The following is a 22679-nucleotide window of genomic DNA, read 5'->3' on the forward strand; positions in this document are numbered from 1 at the left end:
TTAATTATCTGCGCAAAATACATAGAAAATATTGAATTATTTGGGCTTTGTACCTATCTTTGTTGCCATAAATTTTTTTTGAACGGTATCGTTATGAAGCTTTTTAACAACACAGAAGTTGCTTTTACATTAAAATCTGATTCTCAATTAGAGCGAGCATATTTTTTATTTAAAATGATCCAAAGTCAGCCGATGGTACGTATAGGTACGGCCGTGACTAATTTTGCTTTAAAAGCACATCTACCCGTAGAAGGCTTAATTAGATCGACAGTTTTTGATCATTTTTGTGGAGGTGTGACCGAAGAGGATTGTTTGCCGAACATTAAAAATATGTACACCAAACATGTACATTCTATCTTAGATTATTCAGTCGAAGGTAAAGAAACAGAAGATCAGTTTGATCTTGCTTTAAATAAGACCCTAAAAACCATCGAATTTGGTACAGAAAACAAAGCCATCCCTTTTGCTGTGTTTAAGCCTACGGGTTTTGGACGTTTTGCTTTGTATCAAAAACTAACAGAAGGAAAAGAATTAACTACGGATGAAAAATCAGAATGGCTACGCGTTGTAGAGCGCTACCATACGGTTTGTAAATCAGCTGTTGCACATGATATACCATTGTTAATCGATGCAGAAGAAAGCTGGATGCAAGGAGCAGCAGATGTGTTAATCGAAGAGTTGATGGAGCAGTACAATACAGAAAAAGCGATTGTTTTTAATACGCTTCAGATGTACAGACATGATCGTATGGACTATTTGAAAAACTTACATCAAAAAGCTCATCAAAAAGGATTTCATATTGGAATGAAAGTAGTTCGCGGTGCTTATATGGAAAAGGAGCGTGCAAGAGCAGAAGAAATGGGCTATGATTCTCCAATTTGTGTTGATAAAAACGCTACGGATGACAATTATAACGAAGCCATTTCTTATATGGTTGAACATCCAAATATGGCTGTATTTGCTGGGACTCACAATGAGCTTAGTTCTTATTTGTTAATGGAATTAGCAGAGAAGAGTCAAATAGATAAAGGCGATAAACGCTTGTGGTTTGGACAGTTGTACGGAATGAGTGACAACATCAGTTTTAATTTGGCAAATGAAGGATATAATGTAGCAAAATACTTACCTTTTGGTCCGGTAAGAGATGTGATGCCCTATCTAATTAGAAGAGCAGAAGAAAATACATCTGTTGCAGGTCAGACCAGCAGAGAGCTAAACTTGATCAAAACAGAAAAACAACGCAGAAAAACCTTGTGAGTACAACGGTAACAGAGATTAAAGAAAGTATTCAAAAAAACAAAAAACGACTTGCTAAAGAAATAAAAGAGAGTAAGGAGCTTGTTTTTTTGCTAAAAAAATCTACCCAGCATAAACTTACTGAAGAAGAAAGAGGAAAGGTAAAACAACAACTCTTTGACATTTGCAAAAGCATCCCATCTTTTGCTGTTTTTATGTTGCCTGGAGGTGCCATTTTATTGCCATTACTCATTAAATTGATTCCAGAAATGCTGCCTAGCGCATTTCGAGAAGATGATGAAGAACTAAACAAGTAAAGTAGCGATTAAGTGTTTTAGTATCCATATTTTACCACTAGGATACACCTTAATTAGTATATTTTGCAATTCCCAAATTAAAAAAGTAAAATTTAAATAATAATACACTACTTTTGCAGCTTCAAAATAAGCACCTATGCAATCAATTAGAAATATCGCTATTATAGCCCACGTCGATCACGGAAAGACTACTTTGGTAGATAAGATTATCGACCAAGCAAAAATTTTAGATGACCGTAAAGTTCGTACAGATTTGTTATTGGATAACAATGACTTAGAACGTGAAAGAGGAATTACCATTCTTTCTAAAAATGTATCTGTAAATTACAAGAACACAAAAATTAACGTAATTGACACTCCTGGTCACGCCGATTTTGGTGGAGAAGTAGAGCGTGTGTTAAAAATGGCAGATGGTGTTTTATTATTGGTAGATGCTTTTGAAGGTCCAATGCCACAAACTCGTTTTGTATTAGGTAAGGCTTTAGAATTGGGATTAACACCAATTGTAGTTGTAAACAAAGTAGATAAAGAAAACTGTACTCCAGATTTAGTACATGAAAAAGTATTTGATTTAATGTTTGCATTAGAAGCTACAGAAGAGCAATTAGATTTTGCTACGATCTATGGTTCTGCTAAGAACAATTGGATGAGTACTGATTGGAAAAATCAAACAGACAATATCATTCCTTTATTAGATGCAGTATTAGAATCTATTCCAGAAGCTAAATACAATCCAGGAACTCCTCAAATGCAAATTACTTCATTAGACTTCTCTTCTTTTACAGGAAGAATTGCTATTGGACGTATTTTCCGTGGAGATCTAGAAGCTGGTAAAGATTATATGTTGTGTAAGGCTGATGGTACTACTAAAAAAGTAAGAATTAAAGAATTGCACGTATTCGAAGGAATGGGTAAAATTCAGGTAGATAAAGTTCCTTGTGGAGACATTTGTGCTATTACAGGAATTGAAGGATTTGAAATTGGTGATACTATTGCTGATTTAGAAAATCCAGAAGCTTTGCCAAGAACAGAGATTGATCAACCTACCATGAGTATGTTGTTTACAATTAACAACTCTCCATTCTTTGGTAAAGAAGGTAAATACGTAACTTCTCGTCATATTCGTGACAGACTGTTTAAAGAATTAGAAAAGAACTTGGCTTTAAAAGTTGAGACTACAGATTCTGAAGACAAGTTTAATGTATTTGGTCGTGGTGTTTTACACTTATCAGTATTGATAGAGACGATGCGTAGAGAAGGATATGAATTACAAGTGGGAAGACCACAAGTAATTATTAAAGAAATTGATGGTAAGAAACATGAGCCAATGGAAACATTGTCTATTGATGTACCTGAAGAAGCTGCTTCTAAGGCTGTAAACTTAGTGTCTTTGCGTAAAGGAGACTTATTGATTATGGAGCCTAAAGGAGATTTACAACACTTAGAGTTTTCAATTCCATCTAGAGGATTGATTGGTTTGAGAAATAAAATTTTAACAGCAACTGCTGGTACAGCAATTATCAACCATAGATTTAGTGAGTACGGACCTTATAAAGGTGAATTTGCTGAAGATATCAAAGGAGCGATCGTTTCTTCTGCTGCTGGTAAAGCAACAGCTTACGCATTAAACCGTTTGCAAGATAGAGGACGTTTCTTTATTGATGTGAATCAAGAAATATATGTAGGTCAAGTAATTGGTGAGAATTCAAAGTCAGAAGATATGGCTGTAAACTTGATCAAAGGAAAACAATTGACAAACATGCGTAAATCTGGTACTGATGATGCTATGAAAATTGCTCCAAAAGTAGATTTTTCTTTAGAGGAAAACATGGAGTATATTAAAGCTGATGAGTATTTAGAAGTAACTCCTTTAAGCTTACGTATGCGTAAGATTACTTTTAAAGCATAATTTTAGACTGAACTTGTTTCAGGATCTTATAAAAATCAAAAACGCCACTTTTAAGTGGTGTTTTTTTGTTGTAAACAATTTATCTTTGCACTATGAGTCAATTTAAAGAATTTTTTGAAGCCCTACAGCAGAGTGTTGCGGACGATGAATTTGTAAAACTAACCCTAAGCAAACCTCTAAGAAAAAACGAAGGCCTTTTAAATGTGTATGTTCGTTTGTTTGTGATTGAAGGCAAAGAAGTTTTTCAATTTAAATACCGCTATGCTGATGCCAATGAATTTAAAAAATTGACTTTAAACGAAGCAAAAGCTCAGTTAGAAACACTCCTTTTAGAAACGTTTAGAACGGGTACTTTGTTTACCTTAAGCTATGATTTGTTAATCCTTGTTTCTAAAAAGAAAGCAGTTTCTTACAGAGATACCGCACCAAGCTTTACCAATAAATTACCAGAGATTCAACCAGAGTAGGCTTGCTACTTATTCTCTAGCCTCAGAAAAAACTTCTGTATTCCTCTTTTTCCTCAATGCCAACAAGCCTAAAACTGGGCCTATCGCTAATAGCATAAAGACTAGGTTCGTATTTGCAGTTTCGTAAAAATAACTGATCACTTGTATGCTAAGGATGGTCAATGAAAAACCAATACAATTTACGATGGTCAAAGCAGTTCCTTTGTCTTTTTGTGGTGCATTTTCTGCAACTAGCTGAGAGAACAAGGGTGAATCGGCGATGACAACCATCCCCCAGAAAAGTAGAAAAACAACAAAAACAGTTTCACTGCCTACTAAAAAGAAGAGTGGCGAAAGCAAGCAACAGCAGCAGGATAAGAACAAACTAGACATTGCTGTTTTTTTAGCGCCAAACTTTTCTGCAATACTACTTCCTAAGACACAAGCGAGGCTTCCTACGGCAATACAAAAGAATGAGAGTAATGGGATGTTAAAATTGGTGTTTGGATGCAATGAGGCATATGTTTTTAATAAAATAGGCACAAAAGCCCAAAAAGTATAGAGCTCCCACATATGACCAAAATAGCCAAAAGCCGCTTTTCTAAAAGCGGTATTTTTAAAGACCTTTATACAACTGTTAAGTTGTAAGCCAGTACTCTTTTTTCTAAAGGGCCCATTTGGTACAAAAAGATAGAGTAGAAGACCACCCAGACTAGCTAAAAGAGATATAAATAGAATAATGCGTTCCCAAGGAAAAGCCTGCAATTGATCTTTTAATAAGTGTGGAAATGCAGTCCCTAAAACCAAGGCACCCACCAAATAACCTAAGGATTTTCCAAGCCCTTTTTGATAATAATCTGTGGCAATTTTCATCCCAACTGGATAAATCCCAGCTAAGAAGAATCCCGTTAAAAACCGCAAACCTAAGATGCTAGTTAGCGTATTGCCTTCTAAAACCAAACCGGCATTAAATGTAGCTCCTAAAATGGCGCAGACAAAAAAGACTTTGGATGGAGAAAAACGATCAGCAATGGTAAGCAAGGCAAACAAGAGCGTCCCTGTAATAAAACCAAACTGTACAGCAGAAGTTAGACTTTGTAAGGCAGTTGCATCCAAGTTAAAATTGATCACCAGATCAGCCAAGACCGCATTCCCAGCAAACCATAGCGAAGTGCCAAGAAATTGAGAGATCACAATAATAGGAAGTATCAGTTTTGCTTTTTGCATGTATAAAGATTGCTAGCAAATGTAATTAAGATTTTTTAATGCAACTGTGGGTTTTAAGAAGAAACAATAGGTGTTCAATTTTAAACAATTTACTAAAATTTGATAAAAATGAAATTTGTCAAAAAAAAAGGCAAAGATCAGTTGCGTAGTTAAAAATAAAATTACAATATTTGCAACGTTAAAAACAAAGACATGACTTTTATTCAAATCCATCATCATCATTTTCATATTTGCACTCAAGCGAACTGAAATTGTATTGAATAAAATCAACATATATTTTAAAACCCGTTTGAGTAAATCAAACGGGTTTTTTCTTACCAAAGAATTCCATCGGTTTACTCAAACATTTATCAAAAAACAAAATGAGTAAATTAAGAATAGCCATTCAAAAATCAGGAAGATTAAACGAAGATTCACTAGCCATCTTAAAAGAGTGTGGAATTTCTATTGACAACGGAAAAGATCAGTTAAAAGCCAATGCGAGTAACTTTCCATTAGAGGTCTTTTATTTAAGAAACGGAGATATCCCTCAATATTTAAAAGATGGGGTCGTAGACATCGCCATTATTGGCGAAAACGTATTGATAGAGAAAGGTCAAGACATTGCCATTGCAGAGCGTTTGGGTTTTTCTAAATGCAAGGTGTCTTTAGCCATCCCAAAAAATCAAAAATATACGGGCCTCTCTTATTTTAATGATAAGCGCATTGCCACTTCGTATCCAAATACCATCCAAAATTATTTAGATCAAAAAGGCATCAAGTCTCAATTGCACATTATTAACGGTTCTGTAGAAATTGCCCCAAACATTGGTTTGGCTGACGGAATTTGTGATATCGTTTCTAGCGGAAGTACCTTGTTTAAAAACAATTTAAAAGAGGTAGAAGTGCTATTAACTTCTGAAGCAGTCTTGGCGGTATCGGCTAAAATATCAGCAGAAAACCAACAACTCTTAAACAAATTACAATTTAGAATTCAATCTGTTTTAAAAGGACGCAACTCAAAATATGTGCTTTTAAATGCTCCAAATGATAAGTTAGAACAGATTATTGCAGTATTACCAGGAATGAAAAGCCCTACGGTATTGCCATTGGCTGTTTCTGGATGGAGCTCAGTGCACTCTGTGATTCCTAAGAGTCAATTTTGGGAAATTATAGACGAGCTAAAAGAAAAAGGAGCCGAAAGCATCTTGGTATGCCCGATTGAAAAAATGGTACTTTAATTAACGATCATTCCAAATACAAATATACCCTTATGAAATTCATAAACAATCCAGAAAAAAAAGACTGGTCAAAACTCTTAGAAAGACCTACTAAAACAGTGGATGCTATAGAAGAAAGCGTGCTAACTGTTTTTAATGCGGTTAAAGAGAATGGAGACAAGGCTGTTTTAAAGTATACAGAACAATTTGATGCTGTTGTTTTAGAAAGCTTGGTGCTATCAAAAGCAGCAATTGAGGAGGCAAACAACCTAGTTTCTTCTGAGTTAAAAGCAGCAATTGAACTTGCAAAAAACAATATTACAAAGTTTCACGCAGCTCAAAAAACTGAGAAAGTTTTTGTAGAAACAACAGCAGGTGTTCAATGTTGGCAAGAAAAAAAGCCAATTTCTAAAGTGGGCTTGTACATACCTGGAGGATCAGCACCTTTGTTTTCTACGGTTTTAATGTTGGCGATTCCTGCACAATTGGCAGGATGTAAAGAGATTGTATTGTGTACTCCACCAAACAAAGAAGGGATGATTCACCCAGCAATCTTGTATGCTGCAAATTTATGTGGGGTTACAAAAATCTTTAAGGTAGGAGGTATTCAGGCCATTGCAGGGATGACCTTTGGTACAGAAAGCATTCCTAAGGTTTCTAAAATCTTTGGACCAGGAAATCAATATGTAACGGTAGCAAAGCAAATTGCGACCAAATACGGTGTGGCTATAGATATGCCAGCAGGACCTAGTGAGGTCTTGGTGGTTGCAGATGCCTCTGCAAATGCAGCTTTTGTGGCAGCAGATTTACTAAGCCAAGCAGAGCACGGAGCAGACAGTCAAGTAGTGTTGGTATCAGATGCCATGGAGATGATTACGGCTGTTCAGGCTGAATTGCAAGAGCAATTGTTAGCGCTACCTAGAAAAGAGATCGCTCAAAAAGCATTGGACAATTCTAAAGCCATTTTAATAGAAGATGTTGATGTTGCACTAGAACTAATCAATGATTATGCACCAGAACACTTAATTATTGCCACTAGAAACAATGACTTTTTTGTAGCTAATATAGAAAATGCAGGTTCCATTTTTATCGGCAATTATACACCAGAAAGTGCAGGCGATTACGCTTCAGGGACTAATCACACGTTGCCGACTAACGGATTTTCTAAGGCCTATTCTGGAGTTAATTTAGACAGTTTTCAGAAAAGCATTAGCTACCAAAAAATATCAAAAGAAGGCTTGCAAACGATTGGTTCTGCTATTGAGTTAATGGCAGCCGCAGAAGGGCTTCAAGCCCATAAAAATGCGGTTTCGATTCGATTAAAAGAGCTACAATAAACAAAAGTCCATGAAAACAAAATTCAACATAAATAACCTGCTTAGAGAAAACATCAAATCTCTAAAGCCCTATTCATCGGCGAGAGATGAGTACAAAGACGCCAGCACCCAAGAGATGATTTTCTTAGATGCCAATGAAAACCCGTTTCAGAATGGTGTAAATCGCTACCCAGATCCGCAGCAAAACGCTGTAAAGGATTTGTTGTCTGGCATTAAAAATGTGGCTGCAAAAAACATGCTTTTGGGCAATGGAAGTGATGAGATATTAGACCTGTTGTTTAGAGCCTTTTGTGAGCCCAATAAAGACAATATTATAAGCTTACCACCAACTTACGGAATGTATGATGTCTTGGCAAACATCAATGCTGTAGCCAACAAAAAGATCGTATTGACTACTGATTTTCAACCTAAAGTCAACCAGATTTTAGAGTCGGTAGATGCCAATAGTAAACTCTTGTTTTTGTGTTCTCCAAACAACCCATCAGGAAATAGTTTTAGTGTAGAAAGTGTAGAAGAAATCTTGAACAACTTTAATGGCTTGGTGGTTATTGATGAAGCCTATATTGATTTTTCAGCAGAAAAAAGCTGGTTAGAAAGACTGTCAGAATTCCCTAACTTAGTCATTAGTCAAACACTCTCTAAAGCTTATGGAATGGCAGGGATTAGATTAGGTGTTTGTTATGCTTCAGAAGAAATTATAACTGTTTTAAAGCTGATAAAACCGCCTTATAACGTCAATGAATTAACTCAGCAAAAAGCGCTAGAGCGCTTGTTAAATATAGCGAAAGTAGAAAAAGAGGTTTTAGAAATAAAGCGTCAACGAAGCCTTTTGTTAGCGACATTAAAAGAGGTTTCTTGTATTCAAAAAATATACCCAACGGATTGTAACTTTGTTTTGGTACAGGTAGATGATGCTACAAAACGCTACAATCAGTTGATAGAAAAAGGCATCGTTGTAAGAAACAGAACCCATGAGCCTTTGTGTGAAAATTGTTTGCGTTTAACAGTTGGAACCCAAAAAGAAAATGAGAAATTAATCAGTGAACTTTTATCGCTATCGAAATGATAATCGTTTTAACAAAATGTCATTCCGAGTCAATATAGACAAGGAATTTCATTAAGACCAGAGTGGGCTTCTTGAGATTTCTCAATCGCTTAAAAAGCTCATTTCGAAATGACAGTAAAAAGGAGAACAAAAGTACAAGCAACAACGGATTTTCATACCCGTGGTCACGGGAATGACAACATAAAATAACTTCTGACACAAGTTCAGAAACACAAAATAGTAATTGACAGCAAAGATGTTAAAAATGAAAAAAGTATTATTTATAGACAGAGACGGAACCCTAGTACTAGAACCGCCAGTAGATTATCAATTGGATAGCTTAGAAAAGCTAGAGTTCTACCCAAAAGTATTTCAGTACATGGCAAAAATTGCTTCAGAACTAGATTATGAACTGGTGATGGTGACCAATCAAGATGGTTTAGGAACTGATTCTTTTCCAGAAGAAACCTTTTGGCCTGCGCAAAATAAAATTATCTCAGCTTTTGAAAAAGAAGGTGTTGTTTTTTCGGAGATTTTAATCGACAAAACCTTTCCAGAAGAAAATGCTGAAACGCGTAAGCCAAGAACTGGTTTGTTAACTGCATATTTTTCTGAGGACTATGATTTGGAAAATTCGTATGTCTTGGGAGACCGAATTACAGACATGGAATTGGCTAAAAACCTAGGAGCTAAAGGGATTTTCTTAGCTGAAGACCCGCAACTGGGTGCCGATGAAATAGAAACTTCTAGGCAAGAAATTTTAGACTGTATCGCCTTAACAAGCACTGATTGGTCAGAGATTTATGAGTTTTTAAAATTAAAAGATCGCGTAGCAGAAATTACGAGAAACACCAATGAAACCAAGATTTACATCAAGGTAAATTTAGATGGATCTGGAAAAAATGACATCTCAACTGGTTTGTCCTTCTTTGATCATATGCTAGATCAGATAGGTAGGCACGGAGCGATGGATTTAACCATTAAGGTGGATGGCGATTTGGCCGTCGATGAGCACCACACCATAGAAGATACCATGATTGCTCTTGGTGAGTTGTTTAACAAAGCATTGGGTAATAAATTGGGGATTGAGCGCTATGGTTTTTGTTTGCCTATGGACGATTGTTTGGCACAGGTTGCTGTTGATTTTGGCGGTAGAAACTGGTTGGAATGGGATGCAGAATTTAAGAGAGAAAAAATTGGAGACCTGCCAACAGAAATGTTTTTTCACCTCTTTAAATCGTTTACAGATGGCGCAAAATGCAATCTAAACATCAAAGCAGAAGGCATTAATGAGCACCACAAGATTGAAGGGATTTTTAAAGCTTTTGCCAAGGCAATGAAAATGGCTGTAAAAAGAGATCCAAACAAGATGTTTTTACCATCAACCAAAGGAATGCTTTAAATGAGTTGTATGTGCTGCGTTTTAAGTTAGGAGTGATTTTAACTAAACACGAAGTACTAAAAAATAAGAATTACCATGAAAGTCATCATTATAGATTACGGAGCCGGAAACATCAAAAGCATCCAATTTGCTTTTAAAAGATTGGGTGTTGATGCTATTTTATCAAAGGATATAGAAGAAATAAAAACGGCTGATCGCGTTATTTTTCCTGGAGTTGGAGAAGCGAGTTCTGCCATGAGCATGTTGCAGAAAAGTGGTTTAGACCAGCTTATTCCAACACTAACACAACCCGTATTGGGCATTTGTCTAGGCATGCAGCTAATGTGTACTGCTACAGAAGAAGGAAACACGCAAGGCTTGGGTATTTTTAACGTGGAGGTCAAGAAGTTTTCATCGGCGGTAAAAGTTCCGCAAATGGGCTGGAACGAGATTACCCAGTTAAGATCACCGCTGTTTAAAGGGATTAAAGAAAAAGAATATATGTATTTGGTTCATAGTTATTATGCTCAGTTATGTGATGAGGCGATTGCCTGCACCAACTATGAGTTAAACTATGCATCTGCCATGCAAAAAAATAATTTTTACGGTGTGCAGTTTCACCCTGAGAAAAGTGGTTTAGCGGGGGAGCAGATTTTGAAGAATTTTATAGAATTATAGAGCAATGTCATTCCGAACACTACTGAAATCAAAATGTATTTTGATTGAAAGTATCTAGCGAAGCTAATGAGGAGGAATCTTATGGTGAGATTTCTCAATCGCTAAAAAGCTCATTTCGAAATGACAACTAAATAGTAACAACTAATAACTAGTAAATGAGAATCATACCAGCAATAGACATCATCGACGGAAAATGTGTTCGATTATCAAAAGGAGATTACAATACCAAAAAAATATACAATGAAAACCCACTAGAGGTTGCCAAAGAATTTGAGCAGGCAGGAATCACCTATCTGCATTTGGTTGATTTGGATGGCGCAAAGGCAAGCACCATTATCAACTATAAGGTTTTAGAGCAAATTGCCAGTAAAACAAGCTTAAAAATTGATTTTGGCGGTGGGTTAAAATCAGATAAAGATTTAGAGATTGCCTTTAATTCTGGAGCAAATCAAATTACTGGTGGTAGCATAGCCGTTAAAAATCCTATTGTTTTTGAAAATTGGATTGAGAAATATGGAGCCGATAAAATTATCTTAGGAGCTGATTTTTATCCTGATTCTTCTGGAGGTAAAATAGCGACAAATGGCTGGCAAGAAGAAAGCAGTTTGGCCTTGATTCCGTTTATAAAAGACTATCAGCAAAAAGGGATTGCCTCTGTAATTTGTACAGACATCTCTAAAGATGGGATGTTGCAAGGACCAAGTTTTGAAATTTACAAGCAAATCTTAGCCCATGTAAAGGAGTTAAAATTAATCGCTTCTGGTGGGATCTCTACCTTTGATGAGCTACCTCAACTAGCAGAGAATGGCTGTGAAGGAGTGATTATAGGAAAGGCTATTTATGAGAATAAAATTAGCTTAAAGCAATTGGAAAACTTTATTTTAAACAAGTAATATGCTCACAAAAAGAATCATACCTTGTTTGGATATCAAAAATGGAAGAACCGTAAAAGGGGTTAATTTTGTCAACCTAATTGATGCAGGAGACCCAGTAATCTTGGCTAAGCAGTATGCAGAATTGGGCGCTGATGAACTGGTTTTACTAGACATCTCTGCAACTCTAGAAGGAAGAAAGACCATGAGAGAATTGGTATTGAAAGTTGCCGAACAAGTCAATATTCCGTTTACCGTTGGTGGTGGAATCTCTTCGGTTGCCGATGTTGATGCCTTGTTACAATCTGGAGCAGACAAGGTGTCTATCAATTCATCAGCCATCAAAAGACCAGCCTTGGTCAATGAGTTGGCTGAGAAGTTTGGAAGCCAATGTGTGGTAGTTGCCATTGACGCAAAACAGCTTCATGGTGAGTGGATGGTTCATCTAGCAGGCGGGACCATTCCTACCGAGCTCAATTTGTTTGATTGGGCAAAAGAAGTAGAACAACGTGGTGCAGGAGAAATTTTATTTACTTCTATGAACAACGACGGTACCAAAGCAGGTTTTGCCAATGAGGCTTTAAACAAATTATCGAGTACCTTAAATATTCCGATTATCGCTTCAGGTGGAGCAGGAACGGTGCAGCATTTTGTAGATACTTTTACCACTGGTAAAGCCGATGCTGCCTTGGCCGCAAGTGTTTTTCATTTTGGTGAAATAGAGATTATCGATTTAAAAAAGGCATTAGAAAAAGAAGGGATTCCGGTGAGGTTGTAAATTGATTGAGAGTAACTAAGGAAGGGTTCTCGATACAATTTCTCATCCTTCGAAATCACTCGAATTGACAATAAAATATAAAAAAACAAAAAATGAACATAGATTTTAATAAAAACAACGACGGATTGGTCCCTGCTATCATTCAGGATGCCATCACAAAAAATGTATTGATGTTGGGTTATATGAACCAAGAAGCCTTTGATAAAACACAGAAAACCAAGTTGGTAACTTTTTTTAGCAGAACTAAAAATCGCTTGTGGACCAAAGGAGAAGAGAGTGGAAACACCCTACAACTCATCGATACAAAATTAGACTGCGATAATGATAGCTTGCTTATCCAAGTACAGCCTACTGGACCAACCTGCCACAAAGGGACGGATACCTGCTGGGCCGAGGAGAACAGCCCTAATTATGGCTTCTTTTCTACCTTAGAAACTGTGATTGCTGATAGAGTAGCCAATAAAGATTCAGAGAAATCGTATGTGGCTAGTTTGTTTGCAAAAGGGATTAATAAAGTGGCTCAAAAAGTAGGAGAGGAGGCTGTAGAAACTGTTATTGAAGCTATGGATTCTAACGATGAATTGTTTGTTTATGAGTCTGCAGATTTGCTATTTCACTATTTGATGTTGTTGCAGGCAAAAGGATTTACCTTAAAAGATATTGAAGCTGAATTAAAGAAGAGGCAGAAATAAAGGGAAGGTTAAAAAGGGGTTTTAACGGTGTTCGAGCGGAGTCGAGAACAGACAGAATTTTAGAGAATTCTTTTATTTGTTCTTTTTTTCATTGCTAAAACCTATCAAAAGTAAGAAGGTTGATACAGCACTGATTAGAAAAACATGATGTAAGTTAAAGTTTTTGCTTTCAAAATTGATTTGTTCCTTTTTTTCATTGATAAAACCTGCCTGCGGCTGGCAGGAAAGAACCAAAAAAATCTAGTCTTGAATCTTCAACGGTCAATTGTACTCTCACTCACTAAAAGAAAAAAACTCCACTTCTCTACGTTCAGTGTCAAACAGCTTTTCTTTTTACGCTCGTTTCAAGTCATTGACGCTCGCCTCCAGATTCTATGACGATTACTGGCGTGAGTTTTAGAGTTTAGTTGGAGTAATTGTGTAGGGTTTTAAATTAGACTTCCGCTTCTCGACTCCGCTCGAAGACCCTATTTAAAAAGTCCCAGCAAGTATTTAACGGTGTTCGAGCGGAGTCGAGAACAGATAGCATGTGTTTGCAGCTTTGCTTTTTAGATCTGTGCTTCTCGACTCCGCTCGAAGACCATTTTTAAAGTGTTTCTTGTTTTAAGAACAGTAGCTATTAATACTCATTCATCAATACTACTTTAAGGTTTGGATATTTTTCTTTGAATTCTTTTTCTAAACCAATTACGTGAGCTGCACCAATGATAACCATATGTTTTTGCTTGTCAGAGTTTAGAACTTGCGCTGCAATGTTCTTAGCAATTCTCATATTTCTTTCATCAAAATACTTTCTTCCTTCTTTACAACCTTCAGTATCGGTTACCACATAAGAAAATGAGGCCATATCGTGTAGCTGTTGTAAAGATTTTCTTTTGTTGGTATGTTTCCCCAGTCCTCTAAAAATGGCTGGTAAAATAGCGCTGTTATAGTTCTTCTTGTTTAAGACATTGTTGGCTTTGTTGTTTCCGTTGCTCACGCCTTCTTTATTGCACTTGTCCCATCCAATATGATACTCTTTATTGGTCTGTTGATCATCTACATTAATAACCAGCTTTTGATTCATTGCCAAGGCCAATTTATAAGTTAAATCACCATCTTCATGTCTGGTTGGTTTTTTTGCACCCTGTACACCGTATTTTTTAATATAGGAGTACAGCTCATAATTTCCATTATCTCTTTTGTAAATGAATGAATTGATTAGATAGTCCAAATCTTGCTGGTTCATGTCAACAAATTCTTTGTTGAGTAAGCTGTTGAATTTTGCCTCGTTAAAATCAAAGGTTTTTTTAAGAGAATCAGACAGTTTATAAAAACGTTTGTATCCAGTAGACCAGCCATCTTTTAAATACTCCCAAGAAATAGAATCATTTGCCATTGGCGACTCTACATAAATAGCTTCTGGTTTGTATTTTTTAGCAAAACGCAACATTGGTTTATAACTGTTCTTTACAATTTTAGGAACGGTATGCATGGTACCTATGATAATGATTTCTTGTTGTTTGTTTTGTGCCGATGTAATAAAGATTGATAAGATGAAGGCTGCGATAAAAGTGATTTGAGTTTTCATAATATGTTTTTTAAATGATTAATTTGATGAGACAAATGTAGAAGCAAAAAACAATACTATTCAATATTAATGGGGCTTTGGGGCGAAATAACCCTAGCTTGTGGTAGAATTCAGAAGCTCTTTTACCGCAGTTTGATAGGTTCTAGAAACTGGCACCTCTATGTGGTGAGTTAACAGGGTAAAAAGTTTGCTGTTTTCTGTTTTCCATTGCACAAAATGAAATGGATTGATTAAAAAGGAGCGATGGGTTCTTAACAATTCTGGAAACTCATCTGCAATAACAGACAGTTTATTTCTAATCAAGCTTTTTTTAATTTCATTTCCAGAAAGGTAAAACACCTCGATATAATTGTCTGAAGATTGAATGCAAACAACCTCATTTAAAAACAAACGAAGTCCTTCATAATTCCCTTCGCCTTTGATGTCAATTTTTTGTTGGTTTCGTTTTTTGCTATGGTATTTACCAAAAGCAAATCTACCGACCACAAGAATGGGTAAAATGGTAGAGAGCGCAGGGATGATGATAGATGTAATATGATAAGATAAATCATGGGCATTGGGATGCCAATTAACAACAAACTGCAAATAAAACAAACGAACCAATACAATGGTAATAAGTATAAAGACCGCAAAGAACAATAACTCTAGCCCGATCGTCCAGACGCCTTTATTTTTTTTATACATCCAATACTGAAACGGTAATGAAATACTGTATAAAATGCCTCCTAAGAGTCCATAACCAGATAAATACAGGAGCTTTTCATTGGTCATTAGTTCATTAACGTCAAAAGGTTCTGTAAAATACAGGAAAATAAAAATCCAAATTGCCAAACCAAGGGCAATCAAAAGATGGTTTTTTACGGACGGATCAAAAGGATAGTCTTTATTCAATGGTGGCTTCTTTTTTTAGTTTTTTCTTGAAATATTTGTTAATGAAGAACTCAAATACAAACAATAAGATAAATAAAAATCGTGCTGTAAAAGGAAATACAAAAGCTAGGATACCTGCCAATGCCCAAACAATAAAGGCATTAAAGGAACGCGCTTTTAAATAGCTACCTAAAACGGGTGTAATGCCAGTGAGTCCTTTTTCTTTTTTTATAACATAGGTATTCATTAAAAAATTAAACAATCCAATGGCAGCAAGGTTAAAACAGTAAAAGGCAAAGGGAGCGATATAATCAAACCCCTTTACATAAAATGCTGTAGAAAAGGGGAGTAGCACGATAAAAAACAAGAGAAAGATGTTTAGCCAAAGCAAAGTGCTGTTTACGGTAGACACGTGTTTCATGACTCTCATATGAGCAATCCAATACACAGCCGTTACCATAAAACTAACGATCAATCCAATAAAACTAGGGATTCTATTTTGTAAAATCAGCCAAGTATTGCTGGTTTTTAACTCGTTATAACTAGGAATCACCACTTCTAAGACCAATAAGGTCATTGCAATAGAAAAGACGGCATCGCTAAAGCTAATGACTCTTCCTTTATCAAAAGTTTCTTTTTCCATAGTTTATTTTTTGGCTTGTTGTCAAATTTATTTAATTCGTTTTAAAATCTACCACCAAACTACAAAGATTTTATGGATGGTCCCATTGGGTTTTTTAAGCCAACAGAGTTTTGAAATTTTATCAGCCAAAAAAACAGTCATTTTTTGATGAAAATCTGGAAAGCTAAGCCAAGCTACCTGTGTGCTAGGAGCCAGCAACCAGTCTTTTTTTTCTGGAAGGTAAAATTTGCAATCTGTAAAGAGTTGTAGTTCTGTTGGGTTTAGGTAAAAACCTGTAATACAGGACTCATTTAAGCGATCTAGGCGGATTTCTTGTGCAGCATAGGGCACAAACAGCTGTGCCTTAAAATAGACCTGCTGCTTTAGTTTGCTAGCATCCATTTTATACCTGTCTAAATAAGATTTAGCCTCTTCTTTAAACACCAAAGGAAGCTGTTTGTCTTTAAGCTTATTTAGTTTTTCTAGTAGTGAATCTTTTCTGTTAGGGCCGATAAAATGATCGATTTCTGTACTGCCAACATTTGGATCATACAAATAGAACTTGTACACCACTTCTAAATGTATGGGCTGTTCTTCTTTATAGAGTAGGCAATCAACCTCGCCTAGGGTAATTTTATCTTTTTGAATCTGAATATTTTCTGCAATGATGTTAATGGATGCCTCTTGCTGTAACTGAAAAGATACAAAGCGCTCTACATACTTGCCCAGCCTAAGTTTTTCATCCAAAGGCAGGTTAAAAATGCTAGATGCTGGGTTTATCTCAAAAGGATCAAGGGTGTACAAGGCCTCTTTGGTCCACAAACTGGGTGTTTGTAAAAAGCCCTCGTAGCGTAGCTGAATTTGTTTGCTCAATCTGCTCATTTGGGTCTCTAAAGTACAACAGTATTTGGAATATCTTTTGTAACTTCATTTTTTTTAACACTACCAGCATGCAATTTAATAAAGACGCCTTTCATTTTTTATCAGAACTTAAACAAAACAACCAACGCGAGTGGTTTACAGAGCGCAAAGAGCTGTTTAAAGAACACCAAGACCACGCGAAAGCCTTTTATGGAGCCATTAGAGCCTCTTTAGAAAAGCACGATGAGATAGATAAGTTTAAGCTGTTTAGAATTTACAGAGATGTGCGTTTTTCTAAAGACAAAACCCCATACCAACCGCATTTTGCAGGTTCATTTTCTCGTTTGGGCAAGCAGTTGCGCGGTGGCTACTATTTGAGAATCAGACCGGGAGAAAGTTTTTTAGCAGGTGGTTTTTGGGAGCCTAACAAAGAAGATTTGCAACGCATCCGCAAAGAAATAGAGCTAGATGCCTCAGAGTTTAGAGCCATTCTAGCAGACAAGGATTTTACAAAATACTTTGGTGGAAAATTTGAAGGCCATGAGCTAAAATCTGCACCCAGAGGTTTTGACAAAGAGCACCCAGATGTAGATTTGCTGCGTAAAAAAGGCTTTATTGCCGTGCGTAATTTTACCGATGCAGAAGTCCTCGCACCCAACTTTTTAGAAGAGCTAGACAATAGTTACAAAGCCTTGCGTCCCTTTTTTGATTTGTTTAGCGATGTCTTAACCACCAACCTAAACGGAGAATCCTTGTTGTAGCGGTCTTTATTTTTTACGCTCCTTCTTTCTTTCTGTAACACTCCCAATTAGAAAGCTTGCACCAGCAATAATAAGAAACCACTTAAACCAGACAGCGTCTCCATAGATGTCTGTGTATTGGATAACTAAAAAGCCCAGGATAAAAAGCGCAGACAATAGCAAATAATTGTTTGATTTTTTCATAAGTACATCATATTTAGGCTATTCGTATGGTTTTGCTGTTTTTTGTTACAGAAAAAAACAAACTCATTTTAATCATCCGTGAGCTTTGCCTGCCGTAGGTAGGGATTTTGTAGGTAGGTGAGTGCTTGCAATGAATTATAATGGGTGTTGTGGTTAGTATTTTTTTAATCCAATTATAAATTCATTATCAGAAAATCTAAACCCATTTAGATTCTCAATTTCTTTTCCTGGGCTAACTTCTATCGTGAAATCGTTTAATTCCAGCATTTGCTTAATTCTCCACATTCCAATTCCTTCTCCATCTTTATAAGTTTTTTTAGCTTCACTTCCAGAAAAGCCTTCTATAAAAAGTTTAGAATATTCTTTTTCTTCAATATGTAGGCTGGTCATTTTAAAATGAACATTTATCCTATTATCCTGTTCTTTGAAAATGATATTTATAGTCGATTTTGGTTTGACATACTTTGAAGCATTTTCTATTAAATGATAAAGTGCAACTTGTAAAGTTTCATAATCGCAATGGACAGAACTTCTACTCTCTCCGACATTTACGTAAACATCTTTATCTGAAAAATCAACAAAAAAGGAATGTAAAACATTCATCAATACTTTGTGAATTGGATGATTTCTTTTTTCTATTGAAGGATTTGCTCTATCAAGTTTTTTATAGATAGAAAATTCAGACTTCATATGAATATTATGTTTAGCTAATCTCAAGAACATAAGTGCTGTATCTTTTGGGTTGGCTTTGATAATTTCAGTGATTTTAGGTATTTGAGAATTAAAGTCAGAAGTAAGAACTTCTTGAGGTACTAAATCATAAACTTCTTGAATTGTTTTTCCATTAATCGTTGTTAGATTATGTACCAATCGGTTAACTCTTTTTTGCTCACTAACTTTTAAATTGGTTTTAATTGATTCTATTGGTATTTTTAAATCGTGATATGCATATGCTAAAGCATCTAATTTTTCTTTAAATAATTTAGTTGTTTTTGTCTTTGCACAGCAAAGAAAAGTAACTCCATTACTATTATGTATTTTACCGTTTCTCCTTTTTGTATGATACAAAGGACAGTCTATAATTCTACCTTGATGTTCAGTTTGGGAATAGCAAGACTGACACTTTTCCTTCAAATTTGAAGCAACATCTTCATTTTCATTATCAATTACAGAAAAATGATTTATTGACATAAAGTTTCAATTAAATTAATGAATTGATAAGGTTCTGCATTTTTAGATAAACAATCATCTACTTCCCTTAATGCTTTGTGAAATCTATCTCCTTTCGTTTCTGCAGAATAAATTACAATTTTCTTTTTAGGGTATTTTTTCTTTAAAGCAGATGCTAACCCTAATCCTTCATCTTTAAAAAGTGTTTTTCCAACTCCATTAATATCAACGAATATAATATCAGCTTCTTTCGCTTTATAATCATCTAAATCGGTTATGTCTTTTACCGAATTTGTGTTTTTCCAACCAGATTTTTTTAAGATTGAAACCATTTTGAACTTTGTATGTTGGTCATCAATAAATAAAATTCGCAAGTTAGATTTATCTTTTTTCGATTCAATTTTTGGCTTTTCTTCGGTTTCTTGCTTTCCAATATTGTTAGTTATAGTAATTGAATTTTTATTCTTGTTTTTATCTCCTTTTTCAGATTTTTTTTTACTTTTAAATACAATTTTGTCTAAAATTAAAAACAAGGTAGTTACTCCAATTCCTCCGAATAACCATTCATAATTTTCTTTTAAAAATTCAATCATATTTCTTAAATTTCAAGGGTTCGTTAATATTAACCACAACGGTTTGGCTACGCGCAGTGTCCCGAAGAGCATTGTGTATAGGTGTTGTTGGGCACAGTTTATTTAATTTTCACAATATGCTTTTATTCCCATCTTACCAACAATTGAAAGCATAATCGCTACAACCGGAGCTAATAAGGTGGCTGCAAAACCTAAAGTTGCTCCCAAAGCAGCTGATATAATTGAAATCCAAATTGCCTTAGTAACAGGAGACTCCACATTTAGCTTATTATGTTCTTCTTCATAGTCAGGGTGATTACAAATAAATTTTTTAAACTCAGCTTTAAATTTATCTAGAAATGGTTTACTGTCATTAGTTTGAATACCACCAAATGGCACATTGTCCTTCGGTCCATTTGCGGATAGCCATTTTTCCATGGCTTCTTCTTCTCCAAACTCACTGACTAATTGTTCAATTGAGTTTTTTTGGTATACCTTCAATTCAGACAACCAGTCCTCTAAATTTATATCTTTAATAGCTTCCATTATATCATGTCATTTATGTATTCAGCAGAAATACAATGAGTTGTTTGATGTAGCTCTTGTGGATTGATTCCGCCAAGTGAAATTCCTCCTCCTTGATTTGGGGCATACGCTCCAACTAGTATCCCAATTACCTTTCCAAGTTTAGGAGAGAAAATTATTCCGCCCGACTGACCAGGTCTTGCCTGTGTATTTATTACAGCATGTTTTGATTTAATTGAGTTAGATTCTAACAAAACTTTTGCTCCGATTTCCGTTTCTTGAAAAGTCAATACTCTTCTTCCTGCAACACAATGAGGATAACCAAAAATACCAACTTTTTCTCCAATATTCACTTCATCAAAAGAGCCTAATTGCGGTAGAGTCCCTGAAAATGTAATATCAGCTTTTAAAACACATAAATCCTTAATTGGGTCCATTTCTAGAACAGTAGTTTGAACTGGTGTACACCGTGTATCGGATGTGTCTTGATAAGAATTAATATCCGTAATGTGTGGAGCAAGTATTACTAAATTTGAAGGGTCAGAACCTACAACATGTTTAGTAGTTGCAATTTTACCATCATTTGAAATGATAAATCCAGTGCCTAACATGCTGACTCCATTTGGTGTTATCTTTCCAACGACAACGACTATTTGTGTAAATATATTCATGGTTTTATTTAATTGCTTACAACTCCTTATAAACTCACATAAACTCCTTCCATCTCAGCTCATAACAAGTTTCAAATGCCAATGTACTAAAATTCAGTTATTTAAATTACGGTTAAGCCGTAAGTGTTCTAAATGTTATCAACAATGTTCTGGAAATAGAAAGAGGAGAAGTACTAACTTTAGTTTTCAGTAGTGCCTGATGCTGTTAAAGCAGTGATTACTTCAATACAGTTTAACCAAGATTCGTGACTTTGAATAATCATCCATTTGTCATTTCTTTTTTGAACAATTCCAGACCAAACAAGCTGACCATTGTACTCAGGAGTTCCAACAAGTTTTATTTTTATATGTATGGCTAAGGTAAATGCAACTGTATTTTTAGATAAAACGGTTGGGTTCCATGTATCTATGGTGTTTTTTAAAATCTCAACTGATGAACCAATTTGATCATATGATTTTTTTAAATCAGCCAAACTTAGTACGGTGCCGTTGTTTGTATAATAGCTGTCAGATTCTCCAGAATAATAAGCTAATCCCTCTATAAATTTTAGATTGTTAGAGGCTTCAAAGACTTTATTAACCGTAACTTTTGCTGAATCAATCATTGTTTTTTTTTCCAAATCAGTTAAGCTGCTTTTTCCTTTTTGACAAGATTGGGTAAAAATTATTGTTCCAATAAGAAACGTAAAAATTGAAATCTTATTCATATTAGGTATTATCATAGTTGTTCATCTTTTATATGGTTGAAAAAAGTATTGTTTATAGTTAGTAGCGGATTTTCAATCACTTACTTTTTTTGTTTTGCCCATTAAAGCATTATTATTTTTATATACTTTTACCAAACGTATGATTTATTCTTTAGTTCTAAGGTTCTCAATAACCTGCGCAGATACCCAATAGCGTTTTTGTTCAGTCCAATATTTAGATCCATCTTCTTTTGCCTTTTCTTCTATCCTAGTAAAAAATAAATATTTCCCATCGGGTGTTACATTTGCGCTGCCATCTTCTATAGACGTATTTATATCATTTCCCATATTAATTGCGGTTCCCCAAGAACCATCTTGCTGCTTAAAACTGACATATAAATCTGTTCCTCCGTATCCACCTTCTCGCTCACTCTCCCATATTAAATAAGAATCATCTGGCGCAATGAAGGGATGACATGTAAATTTACCTGTGTTAATCTCTTTGCCAAGCAGTCTTGGCTTCTCACGTTTACCATCCTTAATTGTCGATATGCGGATAACATCATTGTTTTTATAATCGTCAAAAACATAAGTTCCTTTACTAGATACAGACAGGCTCATAATACCCCAGTCTTCTCTTTCAAACATAGAACCAAGACTTTTTATTTCTGACCAACCAGCATCAGTTCGTTCTATGTATTTATTTTTACAATAAAAAATACTATCATTTCCGTTGCTTGCTGGGGTAAACTTATACTTATTCCAAACATTGTATTGATTTTCGTCTTGCTGGAAGACAATAACAGAACGGAAAAAGGGTGAGTCATCATTGGATGAGAGGTAAACTTGTTTCATATCTTGAGCGACACCTTTTAATTTCCAGTTATTTTCTGATAAGAAGCTGTCATCAAAAATTTCAGGAATTAAACCTGGTGGTTTTTGTCCAAAATAAGCGATTTCTATAGCTGATGAATCATTGTAATTTGTTTTAGGATTTTTATTCTTACAAGCATTTAAAATTAGTGTAATTACCAGTATTAAAATTATAAAGTTGATAGGCCTCATTGTTTA

25 protein-coding genes are annotated in these 22679 nt (G+C 35.3%); 13 read left to right on the plus strand and 12 right to left on the minus strand.

Annotation, left to right across the window (positions count from 1 at the left end):
* The first annotated feature begins 93 nt into the window (after nt 1-93).
* From WHC90_RS01095 to WHC90_RS01110, 4 genes are all read left to right on the plus strand, one after another.
* Complete coding sequence (locus tag WHC90_RS01095; RefSeq protein ID WP_188598847.1) at nt 94-1257, plus strand: proline dehydrogenase family protein; 1164 nt, start codon at nt 94-96, stop codon at nt 1255-1257.
* Nucleotides 1254-1553, plus strand: a complete 300-nt coding sequence (locus tag WHC90_RS01100; protein ID WP_188598846.1) for an LETM1 domain-containing protein — start codon at nt 1254-1256, stop codon at nt 1551-1553. The genes WHC90_RS01095 and WHC90_RS01100 overlap by 4 nt, the downstream gene beginning before the upstream one ends.
* A 136-nt stretch (nt 1554-1689) precedes the next feature.
* The gene (gene typA / locus WHC90_RS01105; protein ID WP_188598845.1) at nt 1690-3462 is read left to right on the plus strand and encodes a translational GTPase TypA; all 1773 of its coding nucleotides are present in this window, start codon (nt 1690-1692) and stop codon (nt 3460-3462) included.
* 92 nt (nt 3463-3554) lie between these two features.
* Nucleotides 3555-3929 (plus strand): hypothetical protein, encoded by a 375-nt coding sequence (locus WHC90_RS01110; protein WP_188598844.1) that lies wholly within the window; start codon nt 3555-3557, stop codon nt 3927-3929.
* Nucleotides 3930-3938: 9 nt separating this feature from the next.
* On the opposite strand, the gene WHC90_RS01115 is transcribed toward WHC90_RS01110, so the two are convergent.
* Nucleotides 3939-5135: an MFS transporter gene (locus WHC90_RS01115; protein ID WP_188598843.1), complete on the minus strand. Its 1197-nt coding sequence runs from the start codon at nt 5133-5135 to the stop codon at nt 3939-3941.
* A 362-nt stretch (nt 5136-5497) separates the two neighbouring features.
* Between WHC90_RS01115 and hisG the strand changes: the two genes are divergently transcribed.
* From hisG to hisIE, 8 genes are all read left to right on the plus strand, one after another.
* On the plus strand, nt 5498-6355 hold the full coding sequence (gene hisG, locus WHC90_RS01120) for an ATP phosphoribosyltransferase (protein WP_188598842.1): 858 nt from the start codon (nt 5498-5500) through the stop codon (nt 6353-6355).
* 32 nt (nt 6356-6387) lie between these two features.
* The gene (gene hisD / locus WHC90_RS01125; protein ID WP_188598841.1) at nt 6388-7671 is read left to right on the plus strand and encodes a histidinol dehydrogenase; all 1284 of its coding nucleotides are present in this window, start codon (nt 6388-6390) and stop codon (nt 7669-7671) included.
* Between the two features lie 10 nt (nt 7672-7681).
* Nucleotides 7682-8737 carry a histidinol-phosphate transaminase gene (hisC, locus tag WHC90_RS01130; protein WP_188598840.1) on the plus strand — a complete coding sequence of 352 codons (1056 nt, stop codon included), beginning with the start codon at nt 7682-7684 and terminating at the stop codon, nt 8735-8737.
* Nucleotides 8738-8981: 244 nt separating this feature from the next.
* Nucleotides 8982-10118: a bifunctional histidinol-phosphatase/imidazoleglycerol-phosphate dehydratase HisB gene (hisB, locus tag WHC90_RS01135; protein ID WP_188598839.1), complete on the plus strand. Its 1137-nt coding sequence runs from the start codon at nt 8982-8984 to the stop codon at nt 10116-10118.
* Nucleotides 10119-10193: 75 nt separating this feature from the next.
* A complete protein-coding gene (gene hisH / locus WHC90_RS01140; RefSeq protein WP_188598838.1) occupies nt 10194-10775 on the plus strand; it encodes an imidazole glycerol phosphate synthase subunit HisH in 582 nt (193 codons plus the stop codon).
* A gap of 155 nt (nt 10776-10930) precedes the next feature.
* Nucleotides 10931-11668 carry a 1-(5-phosphoribosyl)-5-[(5-phosphoribosylamino)methylideneamino]imidazole-4-carboxamide isomerase gene (hisA, locus tag WHC90_RS01145; protein WP_188598837.1) on the plus strand — a complete coding sequence of 246 codons (738 nt, stop codon included), beginning with the start codon at nt 10931-10933 and terminating at the stop codon, nt 11666-11668.
* Between the two features lies 1 nt (nt 11669).
* Nucleotides 11670-12425, plus strand: a complete 756-nt coding sequence (hisF, locus tag WHC90_RS01150; protein WP_188598836.1) for an imidazole glycerol phosphate synthase subunit HisF — start codon at nt 11670-11672, stop codon at nt 12423-12425.
* 92 nt (nt 12426-12517) lie between these two features.
* Nucleotides 12518-13117: a bifunctional phosphoribosyl-AMP cyclohydrolase/phosphoribosyl-ATP diphosphatase HisIE gene (hisIE, locus tag WHC90_RS01155; RefSeq protein WP_188598835.1), complete on the plus strand. Its 600-nt coding sequence runs from the start codon at nt 12518-12520 to the stop codon at nt 13115-13117.
* A gap of 619 nt (nt 13118-13736) precedes the next feature.
* On the opposite strand, the gene WHC90_RS01160 is transcribed toward hisIE, so the two are convergent.
* From WHC90_RS01160 to WHC90_RS01175, 4 genes are all read right to left on the minus strand, one after another.
* Nucleotides 13737-14687: a DUF5694 domain-containing protein gene (locus tag WHC90_RS01160; RefSeq protein ID WP_188598834.1), complete on the minus strand. Its 951-nt coding sequence runs from the start codon at nt 14685-14687 to the stop codon at nt 13737-13739.
* Between the two features lie 93 nt (nt 14688-14780).
* Nucleotides 14781-15578: a LytTR family DNA-binding domain-containing protein gene (locus WHC90_RS01165; RefSeq protein WP_188598833.1), complete on the minus strand. Its 798-nt coding sequence runs from the start codon at nt 15576-15578 to the stop codon at nt 14781-14783.
* Nucleotides 15571-16200: a TMEM175 family protein gene (locus WHC90_RS01170; protein WP_188598832.1), complete on the minus strand. Its 630-nt coding sequence runs from the start codon at nt 16198-16200 to the stop codon at nt 15571-15573. Before WHC90_RS01170 ends, WHC90_RS01165 begins: the two co-directional genes overlap by 8 nt.
* Nucleotides 16201-16248: 48 nt before the next feature.
* On the minus strand, nt 16249-17061 hold the full coding sequence (locus WHC90_RS01175; protein ID WP_188598831.1) for a DUF1853 family protein: 813 nt from the start codon (nt 17059-17061) through the stop codon (nt 16249-16251).
* 68 nt (nt 17062-17129) lie between these two features.
* Between WHC90_RS01175 and WHC90_RS01180 the strand changes: the two genes are divergently transcribed.
* Complete coding sequence (locus tag WHC90_RS01180; RefSeq protein WP_188598830.1) at nt 17130-17801, plus strand: DUF2461 domain-containing protein; 672 nt, start codon at nt 17130-17132, stop codon at nt 17799-17801.
* A gap of 6 nt (nt 17802-17807) precedes the next feature.
* On the opposite strand, the gene WHC90_RS01185 is transcribed toward WHC90_RS01180, so the two are convergent.
* The 7 genes from WHC90_RS01185 to WHC90_RS01215 form a co-directional block, all read right to left on the minus strand.
* Nucleotides 17808-17984 carry a hypothetical protein gene (locus WHC90_RS01185; protein WP_188598829.1) on the minus strand — a complete coding sequence of 59 codons (177 nt, stop codon included), beginning with the start codon at nt 17982-17984 and terminating at the stop codon, nt 17808-17810.
* Nucleotides 17985-18137: 153 nt separating this feature from the next.
* Nucleotides 18138-19175 (minus strand): sensor histidine kinase, encoded by a 1038-nt coding sequence (locus tag WHC90_RS01190; protein ID WP_188598828.1) that lies wholly within the window; start codon nt 19173-19175, stop codon nt 18138-18140.
* The gene (locus WHC90_RS01195) at nt 19166-19747 is read right to left on the minus strand and encodes a response regulator (RefSeq protein WP_188598827.1); all 582 of its coding nucleotides are present in this window, start codon (nt 19745-19747) and stop codon (nt 19166-19168) included. The genes WHC90_RS01190 and WHC90_RS01195 overlap by 10 nt, the downstream gene beginning before the upstream one ends.
* A 102-nt stretch (nt 19748-19849) precedes the next feature.
* Entirely contained in the window at nt 19850-20272 is a 423-nt protein-coding gene (locus tag WHC90_RS01200; RefSeq protein WP_188598826.1) for a hypothetical protein, read from the minus strand.
* Nucleotides 20272-20862, minus strand: coding sequence for a S1 family peptidase (locus WHC90_RS01205; protein WP_229664928.1), 591 nt, complete (start codon nt 20860-20862; stop codon nt 20272-20274). The genes WHC90_RS01200 and WHC90_RS01205 overlap by 1 nt, the downstream gene beginning before the upstream one ends.
* A 239-nt stretch (nt 20863-21101) precedes the next feature.
* Nucleotides 21102-21527, minus strand: a complete 426-nt coding sequence (locus WHC90_RS01210; RefSeq protein ID WP_229664927.1) for a hypothetical protein — start codon at nt 21525-21527, stop codon at nt 21102-21104.
* 246 nt (nt 21528-21773) lie between these two features.
* On the minus strand, nt 21774-22673 hold the full coding sequence (locus WHC90_RS01215; RefSeq protein ID WP_188598823.1) for a PD40 domain-containing protein: 900 nt from the start codon (nt 22671-22673) through the stop codon (nt 21774-21776).
* Nucleotides 22674-22679 lie beyond the last annotated feature (6 nt).

Source organism: Polaribacter pacificus (genome assembly GCF_038024035.1).
In the GTDB taxonomy this organism is placed as follows: domain Bacteria; phylum Bacteroidota; class Bacteroidia; order Flavobacteriales; family Flavobacteriaceae; genus Polaribacter; species Polaribacter pacificus.